Below are 15,307 nucleotides of genomic sequence, written 5' to 3' on the forward strand. Positions count from 1 at the left end.
GCCTCAGTGGTCGAAATCGTTGTAGGTCATGGCCACCGCGCGGAAGATCGCGCGGCCCTTGTTCATGGTTTCTTTCCACTCGAGGCGGGGCACCGAATCGGCCACCACGCCGGCCCCGGCCTGGATATGCAGGGTGTTGTCCTTGATCACCGCGGTGCGGATGGCAATGGCGGTATCCATATTGCCGTTGAACGACAGGTACCCCACGGCACCGCCATAAACACCACGCTTTACCGGCTCCAGCTCATCGATGATCTCCATGGCGCGGATCTTGGGGGCGCCACTGAGGGTGCCGGCGGGCAGGGTGGCTCGAAGGACATCGAGGCAACTGGTGTTCTCTTTGAGGCGACCGGTCACGTTGGAGACAATGTGCATCACGTGGGAGTAACGCTCCACGATCATCTTGTCGGTCAGTTTCACGGTGCCGGTTTCCGACACCCGGCCGGCGTCGTTACGGCCCAGGTCGATGAGCATCAGGTGCTCGGCGATTTCCTTGGGGTCGGCCAGCAGTTCGGCTTCCAGGGCCCTGTCCTCGGCATCGGTGGCGCCGCGTTTACGGGTGCCGGCGATGGGGCGCACGGTGACTTCCTCGTCTTCCACCCGGGCCAGGATTTCCGGCGAGGAGCCGACGATGTGGAAGTCGTCCAGGTCGAGAAAATACATGTAGGGGGAGGGGTTGAGAACCCGCAGTGAACGGTACAGGTTCAGCGGCGGCGCCTCGAACGGGATGGACATGCGTTGGGAGATCACCGTCTGCATGACGTCGCCGTCCAGCACGTATTCCTTGATTTTTCCGACGGCCGCTTCGAACTTTTCCTGGTTGAAGCCGGAAATGAAGTCGCTCTCGTCCACCGACTTGCCGCGCAGATGGCCGGGAGTACGGGGAGCGTCCGCGGTCTGGCGGTGCAGGCGCGACTCCAGCTCATCAATGCGTTGCATCGCTTGCTCGTAGGCACCTTCCTGGCTGGGGTCGGCATGGACGATCAGGTGCAGCTTGCCGCGCAGGTTGTCAAACACCACCACTTCATCAGACACCATCAGCAGGATATCGGGCGTGCCGATCCTGTCCGGAGGGCAGCTTTTGCGCAGACGCTTCTCGATATAGCGCACAGTGTCGTAGCCGAAGTAGCCTACCAGGCCGCCGTTGAAGCGTGGCAGTTCATCCAGGTCCGGCGCGTTGAAGCGCGCCTGATAGTCTTCCACAAAGGCCAGAGGGTCGTCCGCTGTGGTTTCCTCCACTACCTTGCCGTCACGGGTGATGGTGATGTTGTGGTCGTAGACCTTGAGCACTTCCCGGCCGGGCAGGCCGATAATGGAATAACGGCCCCATTTCTCGCCGCCCTGGACGGACTCGAAGAGGTAGGAGTATGGGCCGCTGCCCAGCTTGAGGTAGGTGCTCAGAGGCGTATCCAGGTCGGCAAGGACTTCGCGATAGACGGGGATACGGTTAAAGCCGGCCTTGGCGAGCTCGGCGAATTGCTCGGGTGTCATGGTAACGATTCCTGAAATCTGATCTGTATGGTGGTCTTTCGGGCGGCATTCAGCCGGTGCGCCATCGCCACCATCGTGTTGCGCGGGTTGTGAGGATGCCTCGCGCTGTCATCAGACTCAGTCCCTGCACGGCAGGAATCTCCCGAATTGAAGGTTTCAAAATCAATGTCCTGTGAGATTACAAAAGCTGCGCCAGGGAATCAACAACTGCATCCGCCCCCAGTGCATCTACTGGCGCCCCGTAGTTATAGCCGTAACGCACCGCTACCGATGGGATGCCCGCTGCCTGGGCCGCGCTGATGTCGGTCACCGAATCTCCGATCATAACGGTGGTGCCGCGGGTGCCGCCCAGTCCGGTCATGGCATGAATCAGCGGTTCCGGGTCCGGCTTGCGTACCGGAAGGGTGTCCCCGCCAACGCTGATGTCAAACCAGTGTTCGATGCCCATCTGCTCCAGCAGCGGTGCCACGAATCGTTCGGGCTTGTTGGTGACAATACCCATCCGGCATCCATAGTCCGCCAGTCGTGTCAGGCATTCCTCCACGCCATCGTAGAGCACGGAGTGCTGGCCGTTGAGGTTTTCGTAGGCGTGGTAAAACATTGCCAGGGCATCATTGAACAGGGCCTCGTCTTTTTCACTGGCCGGCTCCCAGTCTGTCTGTCCTGCAAGTGAGCGGCGCACCAGAATTCCGGCGCCGTTTCCGACCCACTGTCGCACATTGTCGATACCGGCCTTGCGGCGTCCCAGTTGCTCCAGCATGGAATCAATCGCTGCTGCCAGGTCGGGAGCACTGTCGACCAGTGTTCCGTCCAGATCGAACAGTGCGACTCCGGGCCAGCGTTGGCTGAACAGCCCTGCAAGACTCATTGGTTCGCGCCCTGTCTGGCCAGTTCCAGTTCCGCCCGCATCCTGTCTATGGTGGCCTTGTAGTCATCGGTGTTGAAGATGGCGGAGCCGGCGACAAAGGTGTCGGCTCCCGCTTCAGCAATCTCGCGGATATTGTCCGTTTTCACACCACCATCTATTTCAAGGCGGATGTTGCGGCCGCTGGCATCAATGCGCTTGCGGGCCTCCCGCAGCTTGTCGAGGGTGCCGGGGATGAACTTCTGGCCGCCAAAGCCGGGGTTCACTGACATCAGCAGGATCATGTCGAGCTTGTCCATGACATGGTTAATGTAATGCAGCGGCGTGGCCGGGTTAAACACCAGGCCGGCCTTGCAGCCGCCTTCACGAATCAGCTGCAGGGAGCGGTCGATGTGGTTCGATGCTTCCGGGTGGAAGGTGATGTAGCTGGCACCGGCATCGATGAACATGCGGATCAGGTCGTCCACCGGGGATACCATCAGGTGAACATCAATGGGCGCGGTCACACCGTGCTTGCGCAGGGCCTCACAGACCATGGGGCCGATGGTCAGATTGGGGACATAGTGGTTGTCCATAACATCGAAGTGGACAATATCGGCACCAGCGGCCAGTACATTATCGACCTCCTCGCCCAGTCGGGCAAAATCGGCAGACAGGATGGAGGGGGCAATCTGGTAAGGGTTCATGACGGCTCTCTTGAACGGTTTGATAATGGTATCGATGATGGCGCGTACAGCGGTTCCCTCTGCATAAGGCTACTGGGCCGCAAAAGCTGCTAGTCTACCAGTTTGATGATGATTTTCGCACGGAATGAGTGACTGCCTGTGAGCAATTGGTTTGAAGTACCGCGTACCCGACTACTGGCCATCCTTGCCTGCATAATAGTCGTTGGTGCGCCGGCTGTGTTGGCTCAGGAGGATGGGGGATCGCAAGGCGAACAGACGCAGGCGCCTGCGCCCGAACGCAAACGGGCGACGATCGCCACGGGCCTTGATTCAAAGGCAATTGCCGCCAGGTGGCCGGATGCGGCCGTATGGCTGGAACCGCCGGAAGAGGACAGGGTGCTGGCCCTGTTTCAGCCGGAAATACATACTCCGGCCAGGGGCGCTTTGCTGATTCTCGCGGATGAGGGTCAGTCCGTTGCCTCGGGGCTGGCCGGTGCCTTGCGCCAGCCCATGGCGCGCGCCGGCTGGGCTGTGATGACGGTGGGCCTGGAGTCGCCTCCCTATGCGGTGCAGCGGGCCCGGAGGCAGCAAGCTGCAGCCAGCCCGGGGATGTCACGGGGCGATACTGACAATGACGGCACTGGAAATAATGATGCTGCCGAGTCGGTCATGATTGATGTGATGGACAGTGTCGATGTGGATGAACTGGAAGACCGGTATCGCACCCGGATTCAGAAAACCCTGTCGGTGGCGGTGGGCGCTCTGAGCGACAGGGGGTATGACAGGGTGGCTGTTGCCGGTATTGGCATGGCCTCGGGTCATGTGGCACGGATGGCTGCCACCGCTGGTGGTGATGTGTCCGAGCTGATCTGGATTGCGCCGGTGTTCGCCCGCAGTGATTCCGCGGGCCTGACCGAATGGCTTTCGGAAGCCGGCCAGATCAGGGTGTTGGAGCTTCACAGCTCTCGTGTGGCCGAGACAGCGGGGAGCGCAGGGTTCAGGTCGCCGAAAGAACGTGAGGCGGCCTTTCGGCGCGCAGACATCACAGCCTATAACCGGCAACCGGTTGCGATGGCAGAACGCCCGGAACCCCGCGATGCGCCTGCACTGGCCAACCGGCTCTCTGCCTGGCTGATGTCAGACCCTTAGAGAGCGGTCAGCCACCCACGGCGCTGGACGATCCGATAACCACACCGCCACAACTGATGGCATCGCCTGTCAGTGCCGCCGGTTTACCCTCGATCATTACTGTCGGGCTCCCAGCCGCAATGGCGCGGGGGTGCGGGGGATGTTTGGGCTTGGAGTGCACGGCTAGCTGGTCGCCCAGACGAGCGACGGGTTTGCCGTCAATCAGAACAGTGGCGCTGCCACTAATCACAGGCGTTGGAGGAAATCCGTTATGGTCGGTTCCGATGTCTCCGAGGAGGACGAGTTTCTTGCCCATGGGAATACTCCTTTTCATTGGGTCGTTCAGGCCGCTGATCCCTGGGCCTGTAGAGGAAATACGCGTTTGACGCGACGAGTCTAGCAACCTTCGGTCCGTATTCAAACCGACAGGCGTTTGCTGATCAGTTCCCATGCCTGCTGGTATCTCAATAACCGGTCCTTGGCTCTTGCCAGTTCTGCGGCGCTGAGGTCCTGCTGCGCCAGTTTATCCGGATGGCACTCTGATACTTTCTTGCGGTAGGCCCGTTTGATGACCTCCCGCGAATCACGCCGGGTCACCCCCAGAAGCTGGCATGCCTGCTCAAAGGTGGAAGGGCGTGGCTGGGCTTCCGGTTGGGTGATCCAGACCTTGCAGGCGTAGCTTTCGAGAATGTCATCACTGACCCTGATGGGTAACCCGATCTGGTCGATGGCGTCTTCACAGCGATAGCGTCTGGGTTTTTCCGGGCGCCCGTGCAATTGCGCTGCGTGGCACAGGCAGATAGCGACACGCAGCGCGGGAGACGGCCAAAGCCGGTGGGTCAGCTTGAGGCCAAGGGCTTTCATCGCGGGGACGCGCTCGGCAGTCTTGCCTTTGCGGAATTGGCCAATGGCTTTACGGCGCTGGCGTGGCGACAGTTTCAGGGCCTTCATCAGAGCTTCGGCGAAGCCGACGTCTTTTTCCGTTACCCGCCCTTCCGCCTTGGCGATATAACCGAGGAAAAAGAACAGACTGCGGCGACACCATCGCGGCAGTCGGGTTCTGACCAGCAGCTCATTGGCCTGGTGACCGCAGGCCGACAGCTCTCCGAGCAGTTCGCTGAACTCTGCCTCGATGCGTGCTGGAAGGTTGTTGTCCCTGGAGTCAGAGATCATGGCTTACCCTTGCCTCTCTTGAGTTCCCGGTCCAGCGCCCTGAGCCGTTCCGGAGTGCCGATGTCCATCCACCGCCCGGTGTGGCGCAGGCCCTTGACGCGTTGCTTCGCCATGGCTTCACGCAGAATCGGGGCAAGCTTTCGTCGCCCGGGCAGCAGCCCGTCGAACAGGCGTCGATTGAGCAGGCTGATGCCGGAGAATGTCAGCATTTCCGCCCCCTCTGTCGAGACGGTGCCTCCCTGATGCAGGCAGAAGTCGCCAGAGGGGTTGTGTTCCGGGTTGTTGGTCATCACCAGCAGGGCGTCCGCGTTCTCCGGCGGGGCCAGTTCCGCCGGGTCGAAGTCGCACCATATGTCACCGTTGATCACCACGAACCATTCCTCCCCGCCACTGGTCAGCAGGGGAAGGGCGTGGATAATACCGCCCGCAGTCTCCAGGGGCTCGCTTTCGCGGGAGTACTCGATAGACACTCCGAAAACCTCGCCGTTGCCCAGTTCCTCTTCAATCTGCGTGCCCAGCCAGGCATGGTTAATCACCAACTGCTGGAAGCCAGCTGCCCTGAGCCTTTCCAGGTGGTGCACGATCAGCGGCTTGTCTCCGGCAGGAAGGAGCGGCTTCGGCGTTGTCAGGGTCAGCGGCCGCATGCGCTCGCCCTTACCGGCCGCGAGGATCATGGCTTTCACTGGCCGGCAATCTCCAATGGGCCAATCTGTTCTTCTACGGCGGGAACCACCGTGTCTGTCAGCCACTCATGGAAATGGCGCAGGGCCGCCTGCCTGCTGCTGGCTTCCACCAGGTAGCCAACGGTGCGGGGCACATCCTTCAGAAACCCGGTCTTGCCGTCGCGGATCGCCAGTCTTGCGAAGATACCGGCCGCCTTCAGGTGACGTTGCATGCCCATGAGTTCCAGCCATTGCCGGAAGGTTTCCCGGTCTGCCTTGTGGAGCCCGGCATCAGCACTGAGTACGCGGAACTGCTCGGTCCACTGGTTGATACGTTCCTCCGGCCAGCGGATGTAGCAGTCTTTCAGCAGTGACACCAGGTCATAGGTGACGGGGCCGCGCACGGCATCCTGGAAGTCGATAACGCCGGGCCGTTCGGTGCCGGGGCGCACCAGCAGATTACGGGAGTGATAATCCCGGTGTACTGTCACTTCGGGCTGCGCCAGGGCGCTTTCCCGCAGGAAGGCGAAGCTGGTATCCAGTAGTGCCCGCTCACCGTTATCGAGCTCAAGGCCCAACTTCCGGGTCAGCAGCCAGTCCGGAAACAGGGCCATCTCCCGGTCCAGCAGGTCAAGGTCATAGGCTGGCAGTGGATAGTCCGGGGTATCGTCTGCGCACTGGATACGAACCAGCTCCTTCATTGCCGCTCCGTAAAGCTGGTCGGCATTCCCGGTGTCAAGGACGCCGAGCATCAGTTCGTCACCGAAGTCTTCCAGTAACAGGAAACCCCGTTTCAGGTCTTCGTGGATCACATCCGGTACGGATATTCCCCGGCTGCGCCAATGATGGGCAATGGCAACAAAGGGCCGGCAGTCCTCGTGCTCAGGAGGCGCGTCCATGACGATATAATGTTGTGAACCGGTGCCGTGAGGGTCTCCGCTGACCCGGAAGTAACGACGGAAACTTGCGTCGCCGGATACCGGCCGGGGTGTCGCCTGGTCAAAACCGGGAAGGTCTCTGACCCACTGGGTAAGCATTGTCAGGCGGGTATCCATGAATGGGCTGGTTTCCTGAATCAGAAGTTACGGGTGTCAGAACCTTCAGGCTCATGGCGGAAAGTTAGCAGATCAGTATAGAGGCGGTAAAACGGTTTTGCAGCAATGGTGAGTTTCCGTTAACAAGGCAAAGGGCGGCGTGTAAACTAGGCCGCTGTTGAATTGTCTCCGACAGCGGCGAACCCACTCAGGACAGGAACCCTCTCATCGTGCCAGCCCCAACAAGGAAGCTGCAGAAACCGACCTATCGGTTGCGGCACCATTCAAGGTGGTGGGGCGCCCTCGTTGTCGGCTGTTCAGTGCTGGTGATACCGGATGCGCAGGCCCAGTCATCGCCGTCAGCGGCAGAGATCGACTGGCGACCCATGTCGGAGCTGCCTGACGAGATTCGCCGCTCCCTGCCGGATTTCTGTGAGGGGGGCTACCTGCCTTCCACTGTGCCGCCCGGGTTAGATGGGCAAACCGCACCGGAAGCCGGGCAGTCGCCCCTGCAGGCCAGTGGCCTCAATGCCCGTTACGAGATTGACAGCGAGCTCTATCTTCGCGGCGACGTCCGTCTGCAACAGGCAGGGTTCAGGGTGACAGGCTCCGAGGCCCGTTATAACCAGACCACGGGATCCGTGTCGATTGAAGGCCCTCTTACCAGCCGTGGTGAAGGATTCCTGCTTACCGGAGAGCAGGCAGACTACGACGTGAACAGCGGCCGGGTGGATATCAATACCGCCACCTTCCTTCTCCATGGCCCGGAGATTCGGGGCTCTGCCGGGCGGCTGTCGCGCACGGCGGAAGACCGAGTGCAGATCCGGCAGGGCTCGCTGACCACCTGCGCTCCCCACAGTAACGACTGGGCCATTGTGGCGTCTGATATCAGTCTCGACCAGGGAGAAGGGGTAGGCACAGCGAAGCATGTGCGTCTCGAGATCAGCGACATTCCGGTGTTTTACTGGCCCTACGCCAGCTTTCCCATTGATGACCGCCGCAAGACCGGCTTCCTGTATCCGTCATTTGGCACTTCCAATGCCGGCAGTGGGGCCTTCCTGTCGGTGCCGTATTACATGAACCTGGCGCCCCATTACGACGCCACCCTGACACCCCAGTATATCCATGGGCGCGGACTGTTTACCGAGGCCGAGGGGCGTTATCTGAGCAGCCTGGGAGAGTCGGTGCTTCAGGTGGGCTATGCCGGCAACGATGTCGAGTTCGAAGACGAGTTTCCCGGTGAAGATGGCGAACGCTGGGGCCTGGATTTCAGCACCCGGGCAGCCTTCGGGGGCGGATGGAGTGGTTATGGCGACTATTCCGTGGTCAGTGATGACGACTATCTCAGCGACCTCAACCGCACCCTTGAGATTAACCGCGCGACCCACCTGTTGCGTCGTGGCGGTGTGCGCTACCGGGATTCATCCCAGTATTTTGAAACCTACCTCAGTGGTTACCAGACCCTCAGCGAATTCATCGCTGACGAAAACGTGCCCTATTCGCAGTTACCTGAAGTGGTTTACGGTGCCTCGGTCGATGCCGGCCCCACTGTAGCGTCACTGGAAAGCCAGTATACCTACTTCTACCGCGACAATGCCGACCTGGCCGGCCTGGACCGTGCCAACGGGCAGCGTTTCAGGGTCTTGCCCGAGCTGGCACTTCCAATGCGGGCACTCTGGGGGTATGCGAGGCCATCGGTGAGTGTGGATTACACCCGTTACGAGCTGGAAGACTACGCCCTGGGGGATCCGGGCTTCGACCGCACCGTACCGGTTGCCGAGTGGGATTCGGGCCTGTACTTCGACCGCCAGTCGAGCCTGTTTGATATACCCTACAATCAGACCCTGGAACCTCGTCTCTACTATGCCTGGGCCGATGCAGAGGCGGACCAGGAGTTTATTCCGGATTTTGATACCACTATCCGTTCGTTCAGCTTTGACCGACTGTTCCAGCGCAATCGTTTCAGTGGTGGTGACCGGGTTGGCGACACCAATCAGCTTACGGTTGCCCTGACCAGCCGATTCAATGATCTGCTGACCGGCACCGAGCGGGCCCGGTTCAGTGTGGGGCAGGTGCATTACTATGACGACCGCGAAGTGACTCTTGCGGGGCAGGGTGCTTCAGACACCAGCGATTCACCGCTGGCCGGTGAGATGATTCTGCGGCCGCTGGCTGGGCTGGAAATCCGTACTTCCGGCCTGTGGGAGCCAGACACCCATAAAACAGAGGAGGGACGCAGCCAGCTGGTTTTTCACTCTCCTGATTACCGCTACCTGGCCAGTGTTGGCCATACCTATCGGCGAAACGAATTCGAACAGACGGATATCGGGGGCGTTTTTCCTGTCACAGACCGTGTTAGTCTGATCGGCCGCTGGGTCCATGATTCGCAGCTTGACAGGACGGTCGGCTCACTGGCCGGGCTGGAATACAATGATTGCTGCTGGAGCGTCCAGTTGGTGCATCAGAATTACCTGACGGACGACGAAGAGCTCGAAAGCCGCATGCTGTTCCAGATACAACTCAAAGGGTTGGGTGGCAGCGGCGGTTCGTCCAGCAAGATTTCTGAAGCCATATCTGGTTTTGATGAAAGGGAACGTCGCCGGTTTGGCGGTCGCTGAGTCCTAGCTGAGTGCTAAGATACCCGGGTACCGTGTGTCCCGCGACAGGCAGTATTTTTCCATACAGAGGTGACTATGAAGGCGAACCTTCGCCATTGCGCACGAATATTACTGGCACTGATGGTTGTGACTTTGTCTGCAACCGTGCAGGCCGAACGCAAACTGCTCGATCAGGTCGTTGCGGTGGTCAATGACGATGTCATTCTGGAGTCCGAGCTGGAAGCCAGAATCAACACCATCGTGGGTCGACTGAGCGCCCAGGGAACCGGCCTGCCTCCCCGCGACATTCTTGAAGAGCGGGTGCTGGAGCAGTTGATTACCGAATCGATCCAACTGCAGATGGCGGACAGGGCCGGGATGCGCATCAGCGATAATGAGCTCAATGAAACCATGGCCTCGATCGCACAGCGTAATAACATGACGCTGGAACAGTTCGAGCAGCAGCTGAACCAGGAAGGTGTCACCTATCGCGAAGCCCGGGAGCAGATCCGCAACGAGATGATCACCAGTCGTGTCCAGCAGCGACAGGTTGGTAACCGGGTTCGGGTAACCGACCGGGAAGTGGAAAACTACCTGGAAGCCACCTCTGGTGATGGCGCCAGCAATGCCGAATACAGGCTCGCGCATATTCTCGTGGAAGTGGAAGACTTCAACGACGAGGAGGAGGTCGGCGAGGCCCGCGAAAAGGTTGAAAGATTGCGTGAAGAGATCGTGCAGGGCCGTGATTTTCGCGAGGTAGCCGTGGCTGAATCGGATGCCGGCAACGCCCTTGAAGGCGGTGACATGGGCTGGCGTGCCGAGAACCAGCTGCCGTCACTGGTTGCCGACGTAGTGCCGGAGCTGGAACCGGGAACCGTATCGCCGGTTCTGGAAAACAGCAGCGGTTTTCACCTGGTCATGGTCATGGATCGCCGTGGTGGCGACAGGGCCGAGGTCATCGAACAATCCATGGTCCGGCATATTCTCGTACGTCCATCGGAAACCGTGTCTGAAAGCCAGGCTGAAGAAGCTATCCGGGATATCTATCAGCAACTTCAGGACGGCGCTGATTTCGGGGCACTGGCCCGGGAATATTCCGATGACCCGGTCTCAGGATCCGACGGTGGTAACCTTGGCTGGGTGAGTCCGGGCCAGATGGTGCCGGAGTTTGAGCAGGCGATGATGGAGGCCGACGTTGGTGAGCTCAAGGGCCCCTTCCGGTCACAGTTCGGCTGGCACATCCTCGAAGTGCAGGATCGTCGCCAGCAGGACATCAGCGGTGAAGTACGGGAGTCTGAGGCTCGTCAGGCCATCTATCGTCGCAAGTTTGATGCCGAACTGCAGAACTGGCTGAGAGAAATCCGCGACGAAGCCTTTATCGAATTCAAGAACGACGATTCCGGAGACACCAGCGAATCATGAGGCAATCGGTCACCCTTGCACTGACAGCAGGCGAGCCGGCGGGTATCGGCCCCGAGCTCTGTCTGCAACTGGCTCTGGAGAAGCGTCAGCCGGGGGTTGTGGTGGTGGCCTGCAAACACCTGCTGCAGGCCCGGGCAGAGCTGCTCGGGCTGGCCGTTGAGCTGGTGGATTGGGAACCGGGAAACCACGCGGTTACCGGGCCTGGCCGGCTTTCTGTCCTTCATGTTAATGGGCTGGCCTCCACCGATGCCGGTCGGCTTGATCCGGCTAACAGTGCCTACGTTCTTGAAACCCTGAGCATTGCCGCCAGGGGCTGCCTTGACGGCACTTTCGATGGCATGGTGACAGCGCCGGTCCATAAAGGTGTCATCAACAATGCCGGGATTGTCTTCAGCGGTCATACCGAATTTCTGCAGGAGCTCTGTGGCGTGGAACGCGTGGTCATGATGCTGGCCACCGAGGAACTCAGGGTGGCACTGGTTACCACCCACCTGCCTCTGAAGGATGTGTCTGCCGCCATAACCCCAGAACGTCTCAGCCAGGTGACCCGGATTCTCGATAGCGACCTGCGCAGGTTTTTCGACATTGAGCATCCAAGGATCCTTGTCGCCGGCCTCAATCCTCACGCTGGTGAGGGTGGCCACCTGGGCCGGGAAGAGATCGAAGTGATCGAACCGACCCTGGACAAACTCCGCCAGGAAGGCATTACCCTGACCGGTCCTTTACCGGCCGACACCCTGTTTACCCCCCACTGGCTGGACAATGCTGATGCAGTACTGGCCATGTACCACGATCAGGGCCTGCCGGTTCTCAAGTTCCAGGGCTTTGGCCGGGCCGTCAACATAACCCTTGGCCTGCCCATCGTCCGAACCTCTGTCGACCACGGCACTGCCCTGGACCTGGCAGGTACCGGTAAAGCGGATGCCGGGAGCCTGAAAACGGCGGTCAGAGTGGGCGAACAGATGGCAAAATCAGCAAAAAAGAGTAAATAGCGAGTGAGCAACAAACACGGCCATCAGGCCAGAAAACGCTTCGGCCAGAACTTCCTCCACGACCCCGGCGTGATTGAGCGCATCATCCGTGCCATCAACCCCAAACCGGACGACGCCCTGGTGGAAATCGGGCCCGGCCTCGGTGCGCTCACCGAAGAAATGCTCGCGGTAAACCCCCGGCTCCAGGTGGTCGAACTGGACCGGAACCTGATTCCGATACTCAGAACCAAGTTCTTCAACTATCCCGAATTCCGCATCCATGAAGCGGACGCCCTGAAGTTTGATTTCGGCCAGCTGGTGGATGAAAAGCCCCTGAGGATCATCGGCAATCTGCCGTACAATATTTCCACACCGCTGATCTTTCACCTGCTCGGCCACTCGGGCGTGGTTCAGGACATGCATTTCATGCTGCAGAAGGAAGTGGTGCAGCGGCTGGCGGCGGTTCCCGGAGACAATAACTACGGCCGGCTGGGCATCATGGCCCAGTACTTCTGCCGCGTGCAGCCACTGTTTGAGGTGGGCCCGGGGGCTTTTCGCCCGGCGCCCAAGGTGGATTCCGCCATTGTCCGTCTGGTTCCCCACAAGACGCTGCCGCATCCGGCGAAGGACTACAAACTGTTGCAGGCCGTGGTGCGTACAGCATTCAGCGCCCGTCGCAAAACTCTGCGAAAGGCGCTGGCCAGTATGATTACGGTGGAACAGCTCAACAGCATTGGCATCAATGATGGTCTGCGCCCGGAAAACCTGGGCCTGGCGGAGTATGTGGCCATTGCCGACCTGTTGGCAGACAGTAAACCCGAAAGTCACAGTGTTGATGAGGAAAGCCATGACTGACTACGCCATTGGCGACATTCAGGGCTGCTACGAGCGTCTTCTGGACGTACTTGCCAAGGTGGATTTCTCTCCTTCCCGTGACCGGCTCTGGGTCGCCGGAGACCTGATCAACCGCGGCCCTTCTTCGCTGGAAACCCTGCGCTATGTCGAAAGCCTGGGCAGTTCAGCGGTGGTGGTTCTCGGCAACCACGACCTGCACCTGCTGGCCGTGGCCCTGGGTGGCCATGCCCTCAAGAACAAAGACACGCTTTCGGATATTCTTGAGGCACCGGACCACGAGCACCTTTTCGACTGGCTAAGGCAGCAGAACCTGTGTATCCACGACGCTGACCGGAACTTCGTGATGGTTCACGCCGGGCTGCCCCATATCTGGACGGTTGATGAAGCGGTTCGTCACGGGCGTGAGGTTGAGGAGGTCATTCGCGGTCCAGAGGCAGAAACCTATTTTGCTGAAATGTACGGCAACCGGCCCGAACGCTGGGACCCCCGGCTCACCGGCATGGATCGCTGGCGCATCATCACCAATTATTTCACCCGTATGCGCTTTATTGCCGAAGATGGCACGCTGGAGCTCGCCGCCAAGGAGTCTGCTGACGCGGCGCCCGACGGCTTTGCTCCGTGGTTTCGTTTTCCGCGCCAGGACGATGTGTGCGTGATTTTTGGCCACTGGGCAGCCCTGGAAGGTCAGACTGACAGTAACCGGTTTGTCGGACTGGATACCGGTTGTGTCTGGGGTGGTGCGCTTACGTTGATGAACCTGGATACCGGAGAAAAGATCCATTGTGACTGCTAACCACGTAGAACCTCTCCGCCCGGTACTGATCTGCGGTGCCCTGTTTGCCCTGCTGGCAGTCATGACGGGCGCCTTCGGTGCTCATGGTCTGCGGGGTGCTCTCAGTGAGAGGGGCCTTGAAGTTTTCCAGACTGCCGTCACATACCAGATATACCATTCACTGGCACTGATTCTGGTTTCGATGCTGCCGGTTGCAGGGTTGCCACGCCACCTGCTGGGTATTGCAGCCGGGTTCTTTGTCGCAGGTATTCTGTTATTCAGTGGTAGCCTGTATCTTCTGGTGCTCACAGATATGCGCTGGGTAGGGCCGGTGACCCCTGTGGGGGGTATCAGCTTTATGGTGGGCTGGATACTGGTGATCATCTCGGGATTCAGGCGTTAACGACAGATATGACACAGGTAAAGCTATGCAGGTTCAGGTAAATGGTGAGCCCATGGAGCTTCCGGATGAGGCTACAGTCGCAGTATTGATTAATCGGTTGGAACTGGCCGGTAAGCGCCTGGCTGTGGAAGTGAACGAGGACATAGTTCCACGCAGCCGGCACACCGAATTCAGCCTGAGCGACGGAGACAGGGTAGAAGTCGTGCACGCGATTGGGGGCGGTTGAAGTCGCCTCCGTCAGTTCCCCTTTGATTCCCGGCTGCTCTTTTATTTATTCCCGATTTCAATGACAGGTTCAGGTGTTCAGCATGAGTGAAAGTTCCGAAAGATCCCTTCCCGAAGACAAACCACTGGAAATCGCCGGCCGGGTCTACCACTCGCGTCTGCTGGTTGGCACTGGCAAGTACCGTGACATGATGGAAACCGGACACGCTATCGAAGCCAGCGGTGCCGAGATTGTCACCTTTGCTGTTCGCCGCACCAACCTCGGCCAGAACCCGGATGAGCCCAATCTGCTGGACGTGGTTTCACCTGATCGGTACACCATGTTGCCAAATACTGCTGGCTGTTACACCGCGAAGGATGCCGTACGCACCTGTAAGCTGGCGCGGGAACTGCTGGACGGCCACGACCTGGTCAAGCTGGAAGTGCTGGGTGAAGAGAAGACGCTGTATCCCAATATGACAGAAACCCTGGTGGCTGCGGAAGAACTGATCCGGGACGGTTTCAAGGTGATGGTGTATTGCTCTGACGATCCGTTGCTGGCCAAACGTCTGGAAGAGATGGGCTGTATCGCCATCATGCCCCTGGGCGCGCCTATCGGCTCCGGCCTGGGCATCCAGAACAGGTACAACATCCGCCTGATCGCAGAAAACGCCAATGTTCCGGTGCTGGTGGATGCCGGTGTGGGTACTGCCTCCGATGCGACGCTGGCCATGGAGCTGGGTTGTGACGGCGTACTGATGAACACCGCCATTGCCTTGGCACAGGACCCGATCCGTATGGCCAAGGCCATGCGTCTGGCGATAGAGTCAGGGCGCGACGCTTACCTGGCTGGCCGTATGCCGAAGAAGCTTTATGCCAGTGCGTCTTCTCCCATTGATGGCACCTTCTTTTGATCTAGGGCACAATTTCGAGCTTAGGTGCCAATACAGGCGGGCACGTCCATTCAGGACACGCCGTGAATACGTCCCTGTAGGCTCGTAAAAAACATCCCTGTTTTTTACGGTCCCGAATGGACGTGCCCGCCTGTATCCATAATTCTGAGTT

16 protein-coding genes are annotated in these 15,307 nt (G+C 59.5%); 9 read left to right on the forward strand and 7 right to left on the reverse strand.

Translation table 11 applies throughout. From position 1 onward, the window contains the following. Positions 1–3 precede the first annotated feature (3 nt). From trpE to rpe, 3 genes are all read right to left on the reverse strand, one after another. Positions 4–1,491 (reverse strand): anthranilate synthase component I, encoded by a 1,488-nt coding sequence (gene trpE, locus QPM17_RS08215; RefSeq protein ID WP_285390168.1) that lies wholly within the window; start codon positions 1,489–1,491, stop codon positions 4–6. A gap of 178 nt (positions 1,492–1,669) precedes the next feature. Next, positions 1,670–2,359: a phosphoglycolate phosphatase gene (locus QPM17_RS08220; protein ID WP_285390169.1), complete on the reverse strand. Its 690-nt coding sequence runs from the start codon at positions 2,357–2,359 to the stop codon at positions 1,670–1,672. After that, positions 2,356–3,042 carry a ribulose-phosphate 3-epimerase gene (rpe, locus tag QPM17_RS08225; protein WP_285390170.1) on the reverse strand — a complete coding sequence of 229 codons (687 nt, stop codon included), beginning with the start codon at positions 3,040–3,042 and terminating at the stop codon, positions 2,356–2,358. The genes QPM17_RS08220 and rpe overlap by 4 nt, the downstream gene beginning before the upstream one ends. Before the next feature lie 138 nt (positions 3,043–3,180). Between rpe and QPM17_RS08230 the strand changes: the two genes are divergently transcribed. Beyond that, positions 3,181–4,170, forward strand: coding sequence for a DUF3530 family protein (locus QPM17_RS08230; protein WP_285390171.1), 990 nt, complete (start codon positions 3,181–3,183; stop codon positions 4,168–4,170). A gap of 7 nt (positions 4,171–4,177) precedes the next feature. Here QPM17_RS08230 and QPM17_RS08235 read toward each other — a convergent pair whose 3' ends face one another. The 4 genes from QPM17_RS08235 to QPM17_RS08250 form a co-directional block, all read right to left on the reverse strand. After that, positions 4,178–4,465: a type VI secretion system PAAR protein gene (locus QPM17_RS08235; RefSeq protein WP_285390172.1), complete on the reverse strand. Its 288-nt coding sequence runs from the start codon at positions 4,463–4,465 to the stop codon at positions 4,178–4,180. A 101-nt stretch (positions 4,466–4,566) separates the two neighbouring features. Beyond that, a complete protein-coding gene (locus tag QPM17_RS08240; RefSeq protein WP_285390173.1) occupies positions 4,567–5,322 on the reverse strand; it encodes a DnaJ domain-containing protein in 756 nt (251 codons plus the stop codon). Then, positions 5,319–6,005, reverse strand: coding sequence for an N-acetylmuramate alpha-1-phosphate uridylyltransferase MurU (gene murU / locus QPM17_RS08245; RefSeq protein ID WP_285390174.1), 687 nt, complete (start codon positions 6,003–6,005; stop codon positions 5,319–5,321). Before murU ends, QPM17_RS08240 begins: the two co-directional genes overlap by 4 nt. Then, on the reverse strand, positions 6,002–7,039 hold the full coding sequence (locus QPM17_RS08250; RefSeq protein WP_285390175.1) for an aminoglycoside phosphotransferase family protein: 1,038 nt from the start codon (positions 7,037–7,039) through the stop codon (positions 6,002–6,004). The genes murU and QPM17_RS08250 overlap by 4 nt, the downstream gene beginning before the upstream one ends. Before the next feature lie 365 nt (positions 7,040–7,404). Between QPM17_RS08250 and QPM17_RS08255 the strand changes: the two genes are divergently transcribed. The 8 genes from QPM17_RS08255 (at position 7,405) to QPM17_RS08290 (ending at position 15,156) form a co-directional block, all read left to right on the forward strand. Continuing rightward, positions 7,405–9,636: an LPS-assembly protein LptD gene (locus tag QPM17_RS08255; protein WP_285390360.1), complete on the forward strand. Its 2,232-nt coding sequence runs from the start codon at positions 7,405–7,407 to the stop codon at positions 9,634–9,636. 75 nt (positions 9,637–9,711) lie between these two features. After that, positions 9,712–11,037 (forward strand): peptidylprolyl isomerase, encoded by a 1,326-nt coding sequence (locus tag QPM17_RS08260; protein ID WP_285390176.1) that lies wholly within the window; start codon positions 9,712–9,714, stop codon positions 11,035–11,037. Then, complete coding sequence (gene pdxA, locus QPM17_RS08265; RefSeq protein ID WP_285390177.1) at positions 11,034–12,029, forward strand: 4-hydroxythreonine-4-phosphate dehydrogenase PdxA; 996 nt, start codon at positions 11,034–11,036, stop codon at positions 12,027–12,029. The genes QPM17_RS08260 and pdxA overlap by 4 nt, the downstream gene beginning before the upstream one ends. A 3-nt stretch (positions 12,030–12,032) precedes the next feature. Continuing rightward, on the forward strand, positions 12,033–12,863 hold the full coding sequence (gene rsmA, locus QPM17_RS08270; protein ID WP_285390178.1) for a 16S rRNA (adenine(1518)-N(6)/adenine(1519)-N(6))-dimethyltransferase RsmA: 831 nt from the start codon (positions 12,033–12,035) through the stop codon (positions 12,861–12,863). Further along, positions 12,856–13,656 (forward strand): symmetrical bis(5'-nucleosyl)-tetraphosphatase, encoded by an 801-nt coding sequence (locus QPM17_RS08275; protein ID WP_285390179.1) that lies wholly within the window; start codon positions 12,856–12,858, stop codon positions 13,654–13,656. The genes rsmA and QPM17_RS08275 overlap by 8 nt, the downstream gene beginning before the upstream one ends. After that, positions 13,646–14,038 carry a DUF423 domain-containing protein gene (locus tag QPM17_RS08280; RefSeq protein ID WP_285390180.1) on the forward strand — a complete coding sequence of 131 codons (393 nt, stop codon included), beginning with the start codon at positions 13,646–13,648 and terminating at the stop codon, positions 14,036–14,038. The genes QPM17_RS08275 and QPM17_RS08280 overlap by 11 nt, the downstream gene beginning before the upstream one ends. 25 nt (positions 14,039–14,063) lie before the next feature. Then, complete coding sequence (gene thiS / locus QPM17_RS08285) at positions 14,064–14,264, forward strand: sulfur carrier protein ThiS (protein ID WP_285390181.1); 201 nt, start codon at positions 14,064–14,066, stop codon at positions 14,262–14,264. An 82-nt stretch (positions 14,265–14,346) separates the two neighbouring features. Beyond that, complete coding sequence (locus tag QPM17_RS08290; RefSeq protein ID WP_285390182.1) at positions 14,347–15,156, forward strand: thiazole synthase; 810 nt, start codon at positions 14,347–14,349, stop codon at positions 15,154–15,156. Positions 15,157–15,307: the final 151 nt, after the last annotated feature.

Origin of the sequence: Marinobacter azerbaijanicus, assembly GCF_030250645.1 — a bacterium.
In the GTDB taxonomy this organism is placed as follows: domain Bacteria; phylum Pseudomonadota; class Gammaproteobacteria; order Pseudomonadales; family Oleiphilaceae; genus Marinobacter; species Marinobacter azerbaijanicus.